Genomic DNA, 16,122 nt, shown 5'->3' on the forward strand with positions numbered 1-16,122 from the left:
TTTTGCTAATCAAGCGCTTAGAATGGGATATCGTCATCAAAATCCATCGGCGGTTCATTGTATTGAGGCTGAGCCTGTTGCGGTTGCTGTGCTGGCTGTTGTGGTTGCTGCTGTTGCATTGCGGGTTGCTGAGGCTGTCCCCAACCACCTTGCTGTTGCTGAGGTTGTCCCATACCCTGGCCTGGCGCACCGCCCTGAGCACGACCACCCAGCATCTGCATCACACCGTTAAAACCTTGAACAACGATCTCAGTGGTGTAACGATCCTGACCACTTTGGTCCTGCCACTTACGCGTTTGCAGCTGACCTTCGATGTAAACCTGAGACCCTTTGCGCAGGTATTCACCAGCCACTTCGGCCAGCTTGCCAAACAACGCCACACGGTGCCATTCGGTTTTTTCACGCTGTTCGCCAGTCGCTTTATCACGCCATGTTTCCGACGTAGCCACTGTAATGTTGGCCACTGCACCGCCACTTGGCATGTAACGAATCTCTGGGTCATTCCCCAGATTACCGACTAATATAACTTTGTTCACTCCACGGCTGGCCATGTTTTGCTCCGTCTTGTTTCATCTGTCTGTATAAAGAATAGCGCATTAGGATACCACGGATTCATCCTGGTACAACTCATTCGTAGTGTGCGCGGAACGGATTCCCCGCGCGGTGTGATGTGTTCATTTTTTAGACCCGATTCATACTGCTCCGCTATTAATAAAATTATGCATTACCTGGTTGTATGAAACCCAACGCAAAAGTTTGAACACCAATAGAACTTTCGCCAGGCATGCGTCATTTTAGCGCTCCATTTTAACAACTTCTCATGGAGAGAGACTATGCGCAGAGCCGACTACACACGGACGATTTATTTTTTATGCGCGGATAAACAGCAGCCTATGCCGGTCATTGACCGCGTTTCCGCCACGTTAGGATTAACCATTCCACGCATTGAGCCAGCGGAATTGATGCAGGCTGCACCGAAACACCGGCACAAAATTCTGATGCTGGATTATCAGACCCACCGTCACCTCAGACAACAAGTTCGTGGTCTGCCACTGACCAACAAAAACTATGAAACCATCATCTTTAATGTCGAAAAGCGCCTGCCCACCGAGGAACTGCTGACGTTTGGCAATTTGAAAGGGCTGTTTTATCAAAATGATGAGATTAACGCGATCGCACGGGGCTGCGGCGAGATCATTAACGGTCAGAACTGGCTGCCAAGAAAAGTCACCAGCCAGTTACTGCATTATTATCGTCACGTGATTGCAAGTCATACCGCACCGGCTACCGTCGACATTACCGCTCGGGAACTGCAAATTCTGCGTTGTCTGCAAACCGGCGCCTCCAATCAACAAATTGCCGAGAGTCTGTTTATCAGTGAGTACACGGTCAAATCCCATCTGTATCAGATTTTCAAAAAACTGTCGGTCAAAAATCGGGTTCAGGCCATTGCCTGGGCAGACCAAAATTTGTTGGGTTGATCACTTTTTGCAGGTCAAAGAGACTTTCGCGTCACGATTCATTATCTATTCATCCATTTCGTGGTAAGGTTCGGCGGTACTCAGAACAACGATATTTTAAAGGGTTTTCTCACATGATTAAAAAGTGCCTTTTCCCGGCAGCTGGCTACGGTACACGCTTCCTCCCCGCCACCAAGTCTATGCCTAAAGAGATGATGCCAGTGGTGAACAAACCACTGATCGAATATGGCGTTGACGAAGCCATTGCCGCTGGTATGAACGGGATGTGTATTGTTACCGGTCGCGGCAAGCACGCAATCATGGATCACTTTGACAAGAACTACGAGCTGGAGCACCAGATCAGCGGCACCAATAAAGAAGAGCTTCTGGTCGATATCCGCAACATCATCGACAGCGCGAACTTCACTTACATCCGCCAACGCGAGATGAAAGGCCTGGGCCACGCGATTCTGACTGGTCGTGAACTGGTGGGTGACGAACCATTTGCCGTTGTTCTGGCCGACGACCTGTGTGTCAATGAACAGGAAGGCGTCCTGGCACAGATGGTCGCGCTGTTTAAACAATTCCGCTGCTCGATTGTTGCCGTTCAGGAAGTGCCAGCCGAAGAGACTCACAAGTACGGGGTAATCTCGGGTGAAATGATCAAAGATGACATCTACCGCGTGGATGACATGGTCGAAAAACCGGAGCCGGGCACCGCACCAAGCAACCTGGCAATCATCGGCCGCTACATCCTGACGCCGGATATTTTCGAACTGATCGAAAATACCGAACCTGGTAAAGGTGGCGAAATTCAAATCACGGACGCGCTGCTCAAGCAAGCGAAAGCGGGCTGTGTTCTGGCGTACAAATTTAAAGGCCACCGCTTTGACTGTGGTAGCGTGGAAGGGTATATCGAAGCAACCAACTACTGCTACGAAAATCTGTACCTGAAAGACAGCAAAGTCTCTACATTGGGTAAACAAACCACGCAAAAAGAACAGAAGTAATTCCTGCTTGTTCAACAAACTAACTGAAGGCGGCTCTCTGAGCCGCCTTTTTCTTTGACTGTTTTTTTATACAGTATTCCTTTGCACATTTCTCACACTATGTAATACTTGGCGAACTCAATTTTTCACAGAGCACAGAAGATGGATAAGATTGAAGTTCGTGGTGCCAGAACCCACAACCTGAAAAACGTCAACCTGACGATTCCCCGCGACAAGCTGATCGTCATTACCGGCTTATCCGGCTCGGGTAAATCTTCCCTGGCCTTTGACACCTTATACGCAGAAGGTCAACGTCGTTACGTTGAATCTCTGTCTGCGTATGCCCGCCAGTTCCTGTCTCTGATGGAAAAACCCGATGTGGACCATATCGAAGGCCTGTCACCGGCCATTTCGATAGAGCAAAAATCCACCTCACACAATCCGCGATCCACTGTCGGTACCATCACCGAAGTGTATGATTATCTGCGTCTGCTGTACGCCCGGGTGGGTGAGCCTCGCTGTCCGGATCACAAGGTTCCGCTGACCGCACAAACCATCAGCCAGATGGTCGACAAGGTACTGGATCTGCCGGAAGGTGCCCGTATGATGCTGCTGGCCCCAATCGTCAAAGAGCGGAAAGGTGAACACGTCAAAACGCTGGAGAATCTGGCGGCGCAGGGATTTATCCGCGCACGTATCGACGGCGAAACCTGCGATCTGTCCGATCCCCCACCACTGGAACTGCATAAAAAGCACACCATCGAGGTGGTGGTGGATCGCTTCAAAGTTCGTGATGATTTACAGCAACGCCTGGCGGAGTCCTTTGAAACCGCACTGGAGCTGTCCGGCGGCATCGTCGTGGTTGCCCCAATGGATGGCGACGGAGAGGAAATTGTCTTCTCGGCCAATTTTGCCTGTCCGCACTGTGGCTACAGCATGCGAGAGCTGGAGCCACGCCTGTTTTCGTTCAATAACCCGGCCGGTGCATGTGGGACCTGTGACGGCTTGGGTGTACAGCAATACTTTGACCCAGCCCGGGTGATCGTGGATGAATCGCTCAGTCTGGCAGACGGCGCCATTCGGGGCTGGGATCAGAAAAATTTCTATTATTTCCAGATGCTCAAATCACTGGCTGACCATTACGACTTTGATCTGCACGCCCCCTTTACCTCCCTACCGAAAAAAACACAGGAAATCATCCTGCGAGGGTCCGGGCGTACTCAGATAGAATTCAATTACGTCAACGATCGCGGTGATATCCGCGTCAAACGTCATCCTTTTGAAGGTATCCTCAACACGCTCGAACGCCGCTACCGTGATACCGAATCAAACTCAGTACGCGAAGAGTTAGCAAAATACATATCCACCAAACCGTGCAGCAGTTGTGACGGCACCCGGTTGCGGCTGGAAGCGCGTAACGTTTTTATCCAGGACACCACGCTGCCCCAGATCGTTGAACTGAGCATTGCCGATGCACTGGCCTTTTTCCAATCCCTGCAACTGGAAGGCCAGCGTGCCCAGATTGCCGAAAAAGTGATGAAAGAAATCAATGACCGGTTGCATTTTCTGGTCAACGTCGGCCTGAATTACCTCAACCTGTCGCGCAGTGCTGAAACCCTCTCAGGCGGAGAAGCGCAACGCATCCGGCTTGCCAGTCAGATTGGCGCAGGGCTGGTTGGCGTGATGTACGTACTGGATGAACCCTCGATTGGCCTCCACCAGCGAGATAACGAACGTTTGCTCAACACCTTGACGCACCTGCGCGATCTAGGAAACACCGTATTGGTAGTGGAGCATGATGAAGACGCCATTCGCATGGCGGATCACGTGATCGATATTGGTCCGGGCGCCGGGGTGCACGGCGGTCAGGTCGTGGCAGAAGGCACTGTTCATGAGATCATCGCTAACCCAGACTCATTGACCGGCCAGTATCTGTGCGGTGACAAGCAGATCGCCATCCCTGAGCAGCGCACGCCACGAAATGCCAAGAAAACGGTTGAGCTACTGGGCGCAACCGGCAATAACCTCAAAGCCGTCGATCTGTCGCTTCCGGTTGGTCTGTTCAGCTGCATTACCGGCGTGTCCGGCTCGGGTAAATCCACTCTGATCAATGACACCTTCTTTAAAATCGCGCACACCCAGCTCAATGGCGCCACCACCGCCACGCCGGCGCCATACAAGGCCATCAAAGGCCTGGAACATTTCGATAAAGTCATCGACATTGATCAGAGCCCGATCGGCCGGACGCCGCGCTCCAATCCGGCAACCTATACCGGGATCTTCACCCCGATCCGCGAGCTGTTTGCCGGGACTCAGGAATCCCGCTCGCGCGGCTACAAACCGGGCCGTTTCAGTTTTAACGTCCGCGGTGGTCGCTGTGAAGCCTGTCAGGGTGACGGGGTTATCAAGGTCGAAATGCACTTTCTGCCGGATGTGTACGTGCCCTGCGATGTGTGTAAAGGCAAGCGCTATAACCGAGAAACACTGGAAGTGCGCTACAAAGGAAAAACCATTGATGAAGTGCTGGAAATGACCGTTGAAGACGCACGTGGTTTCTTTGATCCGGTTCCGGCCATTGCCCGTAAACTGCAAACGCTCATCGATGTGGGCCTGTCTTACATCCGCCTCGGCCAAGCGGCCACCACGTTATCCGGTGGTGAAGCTCAGCGGGTCAAACTGGCTCGGGAGCTGTCCAAACGCGATACCGGCAAAACCCTGTACATTCTTGACGAACCGACCACAGGGCTACACTTCCATGACATTCAGCAATTGCTGACAGTCCTGCACCGCCTGCGCGATCACGGCAATACCGTGGTGGTGATCGAACATAACCTGGATGTGATCAAAACCGCTGACTGGATCATTGATCTGGGGCCCGAAGGCGGCCAGGGCGGCGGGCAGATCATTGCCCAGGGGACACCAGAAGATGTGGCACAAGTCGAAGGATCGCACACCGCCCGCTTCCTCAAGCCTATGTTGAAGTAGAAAAAAACGGTAAAGTAACCAAACCAGCGTCTCCTGCGCTGGTTTGTTTTTATCAGTGATTTAACGACTATGGCAACTGTACACCTCAGCGGAACACAACTGGAGCCGGAAACGCCCAGTGTCCCACTCAATAAGCGCTTTATGGCAGCTCTGGCCGTCATGTTTGTCGTCGCGATGCACATTTTCACGCCCAACCCTGGCGGTGCCGGGCTGGCGCTTTCGTTCAACCCGACGACCTGGATGGCGTTCAGTATTGCTGCGGCGCTGGGTCTTTATCAGCTTGGTAGTAACCAGAGACTGCGCTATTCCAAGCTGACCATCGGTCTTTTGGTCAGTTGCTTACTGCTCACGGTGCCAATCTTTTTTCCGGATAGTCTGCCCGAGTACGCCACCGGCCGTCTGATTGGCCTGTGGGCGGGTTACCTGCTGTTCGTCGCGCTACAACAGTTCAAGCTCAGCAATAAACATAAATTGCGTCTGTTGTGGTTGGTGGTTATCGCCGTCACCATCGAAGCCCTGCTGGGTTATATTCAGTATTTCCTGCTGTCGCCGGGCAACCCATTTGGCTATGACACGATCGCCAACCGGCCTTATGGCATTTTTCAACAGCCCAATGTGATGGCGAGCTTTCTCGCGACCGGGCTGGTGTTGTCCGCTTATCTACTGTCGCGCCAGCCAGTCAAGTACCACAATAAACTCAGCGCCACCAACCTGCTGTATGCACTTCCGCTATTGACCGTGCCGCTCCTAGTGGTATTGGCCTCACGTACGGGTTGGCTCAGTGCTGCTCTGGCCACTGCGCTGATCTTGCCCTACCTCTACCGCTATGCGACTCGTCGCCGGATGGTGGGCTGGCTAATTTCACTGTTTCTCGGAATCGTGTTGGGACTTATTGCCGGCTACTTGCAGGGCAGTGACTCGTTGATGTCGGACAAAGCGGACCTCGACAGCCCCCGTCGTTACACTTTCCCTCAAACACTGGACATGGTGATTGAAAAGCCTTTTACCGGCTACGGTTATGGCCGGTTTGAGTCCCAGTACATGCTGTACACCGCACGTCAGCACCAGTTGAATCCGGATTATCCGCCAGGCCTACCCGCCATGGATCATCCGCACAATGAACTGTTGTTCTGGTCGGCTGAAGGCGGGCTGCTGCCACTGATAGGCATCGTGTTTGCCGCAGGGATGGTGCTGTTTCGTATCTATACCGCCAAAAAGGGCACCCGCACTGCGATGTTTGCTCTGTTTGTGCCGATAGTGCTGCACTCTCAACTCGAATACCCGTTTTATCATTCAGCAATTCACTGGCTGACGTTTGTCATCCTGCTGTTCTGGGTCGATCAACGCGTTGCCCGCTATAAAGCCATTCGCTTTAGCAATATCACCAAAGCACTGCTCAGAGTCAGCAGTCTGGTACTGCCGGTGGTCACCTGCGTGTACATGCTCAGCGCCCTGCACACCAACTACATTCTGACGCAGTTTGAACACTCCAAGCCGAAAAACCCGGAGATTCTGCGCCGGATCAGTAACCCTGTGGTATGGAAAGACAGATTTGACTGGGACGTTTACAGCAGCTATCTCCAGCTTGGTCTGACACGTCAGGATCCCGCGCTGATCACCCCGTATATTCAGTGGTCACAACAAATCATCCGGCACAAACCCCGCCCGGTATTTTACCGCAATCTGATCCTGGCCTATCAGGGGCTGGGCGACGACAGCCGGGCCAAACAAACCTTAAACGAAGCGCTGTACCTGTTTCCTCTCCAGGATTTCGACCAGCTCCAGTCCCACCAGACAAGGTCTGATTCCGTTGCCACACAAGGTAGCAGAGAATAAAAAAGGCGGTATGTACCGCCCTTTTTTACGTTCCGTCATCCGTCACACAGTGAGTGACTCTTCTAAAGCCCGCAGACATAACGCAACATTCTCGTTGCGGGCAGCATAGCCCATCAGACCAATCCGCCACGCCTTTCCTGCCAGCGCACCAAGACCAGCCCCAATCTCGAGATTGTACTGTTGCAACAGATGTGCCCGGACTTTAGCTTCATCAATGTGCGCCGGCACATATATCGCGTTCAGTTGGGGTAAGCGGTGCGCTTCGTCAACCACAAACTCAAAGCCCAACGTTTCCAAGCCCGATTTCAGTTTGTCGTGCATTACGCGGTGACGCTGCCAGGCTTGCTCCAACCCTTCATTTTTGAGGATAAGCAAAGCTTCATGCAGCGCATACAAACTGTTCACGGGGGCTGTGTGGTGGTAGCTGCGCTTCCCCTCTCCGCTCCAATACCCCAACACCAGACTCTGATCCAGGAACCAACTCTGAATCGGGGTCTGACGCGACTGAATCTTCGCAATCGCCTGGGGTGAAAACGTCAGCGGCGACAAGCCGGGTACACAAGAAAGGCATTTCTGGCTCCCGGAATAGACCGCATCCAACTGCCACTCATCCACTTTCAACGGCACACCACCCAGCGACGTCACCGCATCGACTATGGTCAATACCCCATGTTGCTTGGCCAGGCGTCCCAACGCCTCAGCATCCGACAGGGCACCGGTTGAGGTTTCTGCATGCACAAACGCCAGAATTTTACTATCAGGATGATCGCTCAGTGCCTGCGCCACTTTATCTACCGACACGGGCGAGCCCCATTCGTCGTCCACCAGTATCGCTTCACCACCAGCACGCAGCACGTTTTCGCGCATACGCTCACCAAAGACCCCGTTGCGGCAGACAATCACTTTGTCTCCGGGCTCGACCAGGTTGACGAAACACGCTTCCATCCCGGCACTGCCTGGGGCCGATACCGCAATAGTAAAGTCATTCTCTGTCTGAAAAGCGTATTTGAGCAGCTGCTTGAGCTCATCCATCATCTGGATAAACAGCGGGTCTAAATGGCCGACGGTCGGGCGGCTCAAGGCCTGCAAGACCTGTGGAGAAATATCCGACGGCCCCGGGCCCATCAGAATACGGTGAGGGGGAATAAAGCTTTGAATCGACATGCTCGCTCCTTGCGTGACTGGTCATGACTTTTCACCTTAATCGAAATAGTCATCGGCAGCAATCCGCCCTCTTTCCGGCAGGTCAAACCAGTGTCACAAATTCGTTAACAAAAATTTTCATTCCGGTTGAATTATTGATTGACATTGTTTCAGCAAACCCGTTCAATGATTAAGCTTTATGCAGAAGAGGAGCACTGCCCAGGCAGGTATGTTGTGGAGCCTCAACTCCAACACGACATACTCAGGGGGAGCAGTGCCGAGGTAGTTCTGAGTTGTGGATCAGATCTGTCGGTTGACTTGGGTTGAGTCCCAGCAACTGTCACCAGCACCGTCTGGTGAAGAGCTTCTGAGGTCATCAATTCATTATAATTTTACCTCTCTTTTGGCTCTACCACTCTCTTCAGATACAGGATGTTCGATTGCCATTGGCAGTCATCAGTGAATAATTTTTCAGGAAGTCGTGGGAGAAATGCTGTGAGCGCATTTAACGTTGCCAAATTTGGCGGAACCAGTGTCGCAAACTTTGAAGCCATGAGCCGCTGTGCGGCCATCATCGAAAACAATCCGAACACCAAACTGGTCGTCAGTAGCGCCTGCTCTGGCGTCACCAATTTATTGGTGGAGCTGGCGCATGGCGTTCAGGACCAAGAACACCGAGCCCATTTACTACAACAACTGGCGGCTATTCACGACGCGATACTGTCCCAGTTAAGCCAGCCAACCGAAGTGGCATCCGAGGTGTACAGCCTGTTGGATACTATCACCAGCCTTGCCGAAGCGGCGTCCATTCAGGCTACCACTAAACTGACCGATCATCTGGTGGCCTGTGGCGAACTGATGTCGACGCATATATTGGCTCAACTGATGCGTGAGCGTGGGATCCCAGCAGTGCGTTTTGATATTCGCGATGTCCTGCGCACCGACAGCCACTATGGCCGCGCTGAACCTGACGTCGCCACGATTGCCGCACTGGCTAAAACGCATCTGGTTCCACTGTGCGCGGAGCATGTTGTCGTCACTCAGGGTTTTATCGGCGCGGATCAGGACGGCAATACTACCACTCTTGGCCGCGGTGGCAGTGATTACAGCGCTGCATTGATTGCCGAGGCCGTGGCAGCGGAAGGCCTGGAAATCTGGACCGATGTCCCGGGGATCTACACCACAGATCCACGCATCGCAGAAAAGGCCGCACCGATTGCGGAGATCAGCTTCAGCGAAGCGTCTGAAATGGCCAATTTCGGCGCCAAGATACTCCACCCATCCACCTTGCTGCCGGCCTTGCGACACGGTATTCCGGTGTTTGTCGGCTCATCAAAAGAGCCAGAAAAAGGTGGCACCTGGATTCGTCAGCAAGTCGAAAGCTCTCCGCAGTTCCGGGCACTGGCGCTGCGCAGCAATCAAACCATGGTGACATTGCGCAGCGCTAAGATGTTCCATGCCTACGGCTTTCTGGCGAAAGTATTTGAAATCCTGGCCAAACACAAAATTTCCGTCGATCTGATCACCACCTCGGAGATCAGCGTCTCTCTGACGCTGGATAAAACGGATACCGCCGGCGGTGCACCGCAACTGCCACAGGATGTTCGTGAAGAGCTGGCAGAGTTATGTACGGTGGAAGTGGAGCAGAACCTGTGTCTGGTTGCCCTGATTGGTAATCATATGGAAACCAAGGGTTATGCAAAAGAAGTGTTCAGTACGCTGGGAGATTACAATCTGCGGATGATCTGTTACGGCGCCAGCGACCACAACCTCTGCTTTTTAGTGGATGCTCATGAGTCACGCAGTGTGATCCAGAAACTGCATCATGATTTGTTCGAACATCAAGCGTAACCAAACAAAAGGTCACCTGATGGTGACCTTTTCTCGATTTAACCGTTGATATTCGGCCCCAACCACTTCTCCGCTTCCACGGTATCCCAACCTTTACGCTCTGCGTAACTCTGGACCTGATCATCCTGGATCTGAGCGACGGCAAAATAACGGGAGTCCGGATGAGAGAAATACCAGCCAGAGACCGAGGCACCAGGCCACATCGCGTAACTCGTCGTCAGAGACATCTCAATCATCTCTTCGACATTGAGCAGTTCCCACAGAGTGCCTTTTTCGGTGTGCTCCGGACACGCCGGATAACCAGGCGCTGGCCGAATGCCTTGGTACTTCTCCCGTATCAGCTCATCATTACTGAGATTTTCCCCAGGCGCATAGCCCCAGATCTCGCGGCGAACCTGTTCATGCAGATATTCGGCAAACGCTTCGGCCAGGCGATCCGCGACGGCCTGAATCATGATCGCATTATAGTCGTCGCCCTGCGCTTTAAACTTGTCCGCCAGTTCACGTTCGCCAATACCGCCCGTCACGGCAAAAGCACCGATCCAATCTTTTTTACCCGACGATTTAGGTGCAATGTAATCCGACAAACAGTAATTAAACCCTTTCGGCTTCTCCGTTTGCTGACGCAGGTTGTGCAAGACTTTCGCCACCTCAGTACGCGACTCATCGGTGTACACTTCAATATCATCACCAATACTGGCCGCAGGAAACAGCGCACACATCCCACGGGCTTTGAGCAACCCTTCCTTTTCCACGCGATCGAGTAAGTCATTGGCGTCTTTAAACAGGCGTTTAGCCTCTTCCCCTACCTCTTCATGCTCTAAAATCGCCGGATATTTCCCCACTAATGACCACGTCATAAAGAACGGCGTCCAATCGATGTAACGACGCAACGTTGCCACGTCAAAATCATCAAACACATGCACACCGGGTTTAGCCGGTACCGGCGGCGTGTAACTCTCCCAGTCGATGGCCACTTTGTTGGCGCGCGCCGCGTCGAGCGCCACGGGTTTAGTGCGGGGACGCTTGCGGGCATGCTGATCGCGCACCACGTCGTAGTCGGCTTGCAATTTTTCCACAAACGCGGGTTTTAAGGTATCAGAAAGCAGCGAAGAACATACCCCGACCGCTCGCGACGCATTGTTGACGTACACCACAGGCTGATGGTAATTCTGTTCGATCTTGACGGCCGTATGCGCTTTCGAGGTGGTCGCCCCTCCAATCAATAGGGGTAGCTCGAACCCCTGACGTTCCATCTCTTTAGCCACGTGAACCATTTCATCCAATGACGGCGTGATCAGACCGGACAGCCCGATAATGTCGACGTTCTCCTCACGGGCGACTTTGAGGATCTGTTCACACGGCACCATGACCCCCAGATCAATGATCTCGTAGTTATTGCACTGCAAAACCACGCCGACGATGTTTTTTCCGATGTCGTGAACATCGCCCTTCACCGTGGCCAGCAGGATCTTACCGTTGGAAGACCCGGCCTGCTTCTCGGCGTTAATAAACGGCTCAAGGTGGGCCACTGCCTGCTTCATTACCCGCGCGGATTTCACCACCTGCGGCAGAAACATTTTGCCTTCGCCAAACAGATCACCGACCACGTTCATGCCATCCATCAATGGACCTTCAATCACCTCTAGCGGTTTTGTCGCCTTCACACGCGCTTCTTCAGTATCGTCGACAATGTACTCGGTAATCCCTTTAACCAACGCATGTTCAAGACGTTTTTCCACTGGCCAGTTGCGCCATTCGAGCGCTGAAGCGTCTTCCTCTTTACCAACACCTTTGTTGGCGTATTCGGCGGCGATATCCAATAAGCGTTCGGTACCATCGTCACGTCGGTTCAAAACCACATCTTCAACCGCCTCACGCAACTTGTCCGGAACGTTATCGTAAATCTCTAGCTGGCCGGCATTCACGATGCCCATGTCCATACCATTTTTAAAACAGTGGTAGAGGAACACCGCGTGAATCGCTTCGCGCACATAGTTATTACCACGGAAAGAAAACGAAACGTTGGACACACCGCCAGAAATCATCGCGTACGGCAAATCACGTTTGATATCGGCCACTGCCTCAATAAAGTCGACCGCGTAGTTGTTATGCTCTTCAATCCCCGTTGCAATGGCAAAGATGTTCGGGTCAAAGATAATATCTTCTGGCGGGAAGCCAACTTCATCGACCAAGATCCGATACGCATTGGTACAGATCTCCAGCTTGCGCTCTCGGGTGTCGGCTTGCCCCACTTCATCGAAGGCCATCACGATAACGGCAGCCCCGTAACGGCGGATCAGTTTCGCTTGTTCAACGAATTTCGCTTTGCCTTCCTTCAGTGAGATGGAGTTGACAATCCCTTTGCCCTGAATACACTTCAGACCCGCTTCAATCACCTCCCATTTGGAAGAGTCGACCATGATCGGCACTTTCGAGATTTCCGGCTCCGAAGCACACAAATTGAGGAAACGGACCATGCAAGCCTCAGCCTCCAGCATTCCTTCGTCCATGTTGATGTCAATGATTTGAGCACCGTTTTCAACCTGCTGGCGGGCGATGTCTAGCGCTTCGTCATACAACTCTTCTTTGATCAGTCGCTTGAAGCGGGCTGAGCCCGTCACGTTAGTGCGTTCACCAACGTTGATAAATAAAGTCTCTTTTTCAATCGTCAGTGGCTCTAGCCCTGACAAACGACACGCCACGTTCAGTTCGGGTAGCGCGCGCGGAGTGACGCCCTCGACCGCCTTCGCCATACGACGGATATGCTCCGGCGTGGTACCACAACACCCCCCAATCAGGTTAAGGAAACCGCTCTGCGCCCACTCCTGGACGTGCTGCGCCATGTCTTCAGGCGAAAGATCGTACTCACCGAAAGCATTCGGCAACCCCGCGTTCGGGTGAGCAGAGACGTAACTTTCAGAAATGCGTGACAGTTCTTCAACATACTGGCGCAATTCATCCGGCCCAAGGGCACAATTCAGGCCGAACGAAATAGGACGGACATGACGCAGCGCGTTGTAAAAGGCTTCGGTTGTCTGACCTGACAGTGTGCGTCCGGAAGCATCAGTGATGGTGCCGGAAATCATCACCGGCAACTGCATCCCCAATTCGTCGAACACGCTTTCTACGGCGAACGCACAGGCTTTCGCGTTGAGCGTATCAAAGATGGTTTCGATCAGGATCAGATCACTCCCTCCTTTGATGAGGGCGCGTGTCGACTCTGAGTAGGCTGCCACTAACTGATCGAAGGTGACATTTCGATAGCCCGGATCATTCACATCCGGCGAAATAGAACAGGTGCGGTTAGTTGGGCCCAGCACCCCGGCGACAAAACGCGGCTTATCCGGTGTTTTCGCTGTCCACTCATCGGCCGCTTCACGCGCCAGCTTAGCCGCCGCGAAGTTGATCTCTTCGCTCAGTGACTGCATGTCGTAATCAGCCATAGCAATGGTGGTGGCATTAAACGTGTTGGTTTCGAGGATGTCTGCTCCGGCTTCAAGATAAGCCGAGTGAATTTCTTTAATTAACTGAGGCTGTGTAAGCACCAACAGGTCGTTGTTCCCTTTCAGATCACTGTGCCACTCTGCAAAACGCTCTCCCCGGTAATCCTGCTCTTCCAGCTTGTACCCTTGGATCATGGTGCCCATACCACCATCGATCAGCAGAATTCGCTGTGCTAACTGAGTTTCAATCTGTTGTCTTACGTTGCTTCCCACAATACCGCCTCATTCCTTGTTGTTATTTTGTCATCCTATCACAGCCACAATAGAAATCTAGACGTCTAAAAATACAAAATATGACTATTCTATAACTATCTTTCAAATCACTCAGAAAGGCCAAAAAGTGTTTGCTATTTAGTCAGCATCAGCCGAAAATTCCCGTTCATAATTTGTTACATCAAGAGAAGTCTAATGTCGGTCTATTACACGCTTTGCTTTCTTTCGGCAGCAGCGATGATGATAGCGTTTGTCAACAGCAAGGTTGGCAAAATGCAAACTACTATCGCGATCACCGCCGGGTCCATGGTCCTTTCATTATTGATATTGATTGCTGGTCAGAATAACTGGTTTCACCTGACTGAGATCGCCACAAAAACGGTCTCAAGTATCAACTTTGAAGATTTTCTACTTAAGGGCATTCTCGGATTTCTGCTGTTCGCTGGTGGTCTCGGCATCAAGTTGCCAAATCTGAAAGATCAAAAGTGGGAAATCACCATTCTCGCTCTGGGTGCAACGCTATTCTCGACTTTCTTCATTGGCTTCGTTCTCTATGGCTTCTGCCAGTTTATCGGTATTCACTTCGAATTAGTCTACTGCCTGCTGTTCGGCGCTTTGATCTCCCCAACAGACCCGATAGCGGTATTGGCGATTGTGAAAAAGCTTGATGCGCCAAAGCGCATTTCAACCCAGATTGAAGGCGAATCCTTGTTTAACGACGGTTTTGGTCTGGTGATCTTCGTTACCTTGTTTACCATCGCCTTTGGTTCAGAAACACCGACGGTTGGCAGTGTGACCATGTTGTTTGTTCAGGAAGCGCTCGGCGGTATCGCCTACGGGTTTGCTCTGGGACTGCTATTCCACTACCTGATCAGCGCGACCGACGACCACTCAATGGAACTGCTGTTGACGATCGGCGTCCCAACCGCCGGTTACGCTTTTGCAGAATACATCCACGTTTCAGGCCCACTTGCGATGGTAGTTTCTGGCATCATGATCGGTAACTGGACACGTTTTATTGGTTTCTCAAAGGAGAGTGAAGACCACTTGGATCACTTCTGGGAACTGGTGGATGAGTTCTTAAATGGTGTGCTGTTCTTGTTGATCGGTATGTCGATGCTGCTGTTTGAGTTCCACAAAGAAGACTGGATCATGATGGCGTTTGCCGTTCCTTTGGTCCTGTGCGCACGCTACCTGAGTGTGTTTCTGTCCTACATTGGTTTTAAACGCTACCGCAAATACAACCCTTGGTCGATCAACATTCTGACTTGGGGAGGCTTACGAGGAGGCCTGGCGTTGGCGATGGCGCTATCAATTCCGTCAGGCATTTGGGTGATTCAAGATAAGTTAATTGATGTTAAAGAGATCATCCTGGTCATGACCTATGCCGTGGTGGTGTTCTCGATTCTGGTTCAGGGGTCAACCATCACCCCGATGATCGAAAAAGCCAAAGCTGAAGAGAAGAAAATGGAGCAAGAGCGGCAAGCCGCAGCGTCCACGCAGCAAACGGAATCGTAACTCGACATAAACAAAGCAGCCTCTTGGCTGCTTTTTTATTACCTATCAATATCCAACACCAGTACCTACAGTTAACCTACTCTTGCTATTCTCTTCTACGCTTATCTCTGCATAGAGTTTATTCTCACTCATAGACAGCTCGAATAAACCGCTAACTAAGCCTTACTTTAGCTCCCTCGATATGGGACAAGCTCCACTAACGAATGTGCCTGGATTGTGCGCCTATCGCCCCCCCCCCCCATCGTACACATCAGAATCTCCCATAGAAAGGGTCAACTGGAACAGCGTTCAGTAGGACGCATACAAAGACGCATACAAAACTGGATAGCAGTTCTGAAGTAGCACCTACGTACACACGCTCCTAAAGAGCTCCAAAATCAATCAGGGCGGTGAGATAACCATTTCGGTGGAACGCTTTCGACCCAAGGCCGGAACTTTATCAAAACGTCAAAAAGCCCAAATTTTTAAACCTGGGCTTATAATCCGTGGCGGAGAAGTGGATGGCCCACAAACAAAAAGACCCCAGCATGATGGCTGGGGTCTGAAAGAGGTGGCAAAGCCGTAGGGATTTCAAGCAACCGGGCTTCGTTTGCTCGAAGACCAAAATAACGGGGAAAAACG

At 52.0% G+C, this 16,122-nt stretch carries 9 protein-coding genes and 1 riboswitch; of the genes, 6 read left to right on the forward strand and 3 right to left on the reverse strand.

What is annotated here, in order from left to right:
* Positions 1-17: 17 nt before the first annotated feature.
* Positions 18-551 (reverse strand): single-stranded DNA-binding protein, encoded by a 534-nt coding sequence (locus VPR01S_RS18370; protein ID WP_021706875.1) that lies wholly within the window; start codon positions 549-551, stop codon positions 18-20.
* 282 nt (positions 552-833) lie between these two features.
* Between VPR01S_RS18370 and VPR01S_RS18375 the strand changes: the two genes are divergently transcribed.
* The 4 genes from VPR01S_RS18375 to VPR01S_RS18390 all read left to right on the forward strand — a co-directional run bounded on the left by VPR01S_RS18375 (position 834) and on the right by VPR01S_RS18390 (position 7,270).
* Positions 834-1,481, forward strand: coding sequence for a LuxR C-terminal-related transcriptional regulator (locus VPR01S_RS18375; protein ID WP_021706876.1), 648 nt, complete (start codon positions 834-836; stop codon positions 1,479-1,481).
* A gap of 113 nt (positions 1,482-1,594) precedes the next feature.
* Complete coding sequence (gene galU, locus VPR01S_RS18380; RefSeq protein ID WP_021706877.1) at positions 1,595-2,470, forward strand: UTP--glucose-1-phosphate uridylyltransferase GalU; 876 nt, start codon at positions 1,595-1,597, stop codon at positions 2,468-2,470.
* A 141-nt stretch (positions 2,471-2,611) separates the two neighbouring features.
* Entirely contained in the window at positions 2,612-5,434 is a 2,823-nt protein-coding gene (uvrA, locus tag VPR01S_RS18385; RefSeq protein WP_021706878.1) for an excinuclease ABC subunit UvrA, read from the forward strand.
* 69 nt (positions 5,435-5,503) lie between these two features.
* Positions 5,504-7,270, forward strand: a complete 1,767-nt coding sequence (locus tag VPR01S_RS18390) for a PglL family O-oligosaccharyltransferase (protein ID WP_021706879.1) — start codon at positions 5,504-5,506, stop codon at positions 7,268-7,270.
* A 42-nt stretch (positions 7,271-7,312) separates the two neighbouring features.
* Here VPR01S_RS18390 and VPR01S_RS18395 read toward each other — a convergent pair whose 3' ends face one another.
* On the reverse strand, positions 7,313-8,434 hold the full coding sequence (locus tag VPR01S_RS18395) for a pyridoxal-phosphate-dependent aminotransferase family protein (protein WP_021706880.1): 1,122 nt from the start codon (positions 8,432-8,434) through the stop codon (positions 7,313-7,315).
* Positions 8,435-8,610: 176 nt separating this feature from the next.
* Positions 8,611-8,788, forward strand: a riboswitch (Lysine riboswitch).
* Between the two features lie 120 nt (positions 8,789-8,908).
* On the opposite strand from VPR01S_RS18395, the gene lysC reads away from it, so the two are divergent.
* Positions 8,909-10,264: a lysine-sensitive aspartokinase 3 gene (gene lysC / locus VPR01S_RS18400; protein WP_021706881.1), complete on the forward strand. Its 1,356-nt coding sequence runs from the start codon at positions 8,909-8,911 to the stop codon at positions 10,262-10,264.
* Positions 10,265-10,302: 38 nt separating this feature from the next.
* On the opposite strand, the gene metH is transcribed toward lysC, so the two are convergent.
* The gene (metH, locus tag VPR01S_RS18405) at positions 10,303-13,983 is read right to left on the reverse strand and encodes a methionine synthase (RefSeq protein WP_021706882.1); all 3,681 of its coding nucleotides are present in this window, start codon (positions 13,981-13,983) and stop codon (positions 10,303-10,305) included.
* A 195-nt stretch (positions 13,984-14,178) separates the two neighbouring features.
* Here metH and VPR01S_RS18410 point away from each other — a divergent pair, with 195 nt between their 5' ends.
* The gene (locus VPR01S_RS18410) at positions 14,179-15,501 is read left to right on the forward strand and encodes a cation:proton antiporter (RefSeq protein ID WP_021706883.1); all 1,323 of its coding nucleotides are present in this window, start codon (positions 14,179-14,181) and stop codon (positions 15,499-15,501) included.
* Positions 15,502-16,122: the final 621 nt, after the last annotated feature.

Origin of the sequence: Vibrio proteolyticus NBRC 13287 (assembly GCF_000467125.1) — a bacterium.
Lineage (GTDB): Bacteria > Pseudomonadota > Gammaproteobacteria > Enterobacterales > Vibrionaceae > Vibrio > Vibrio proteolyticus.

Bases quoted from the DNA above. Each gene is read 5' to 3' on its own strand.
- VPR01S_RS18370 (WP_021706875.1), bottom strand. From the start codon at position 551: ATGGCCAGCCGTGGAGTGAACAAAGTTATATTAGTCGGTAATCTGGGG.
- VPR01S_RS18390 (WP_021706879.1), top strand. From the start codon at position 5,504: ATGGCAACTGTACACCTCAGCGGAACACAACTGGAGCCGGAAACGCCC.
- galU (WP_021706877.1), top strand. From the start codon at position 1,595: ATGATTAAAAAGTGCCTTTTCCCGGCAGCTGGCTACGGTACACGCTTC.
- uvrA (WP_021706878.1), top strand. From the start codon at position 2,612: ATGGATAAGATTGAAGTTCGTGGTGCCAGAACCCACAACCTGAAAAAC.
- VPR01S_RS18375 (WP_021706876.1), top strand. From the start codon at position 834: ATGCGCAGAGCCGACTACACACGGACGATTTATTTTTTATGCGCGGAT.
- VPR01S_RS18395 (WP_021706880.1), bottom strand. From the start codon at position 8,434: ATGTCGATTCAAAGCTTTATTCCCCCTCACCGTATTCTGATGGGCCCG.
- VPR01S_RS18410 (WP_021706883.1), top strand. From the start codon at position 14,179: ATGTCGGTCTATTACACGCTTTGCTTTCTTTCGGCAGCAGCGATGATG.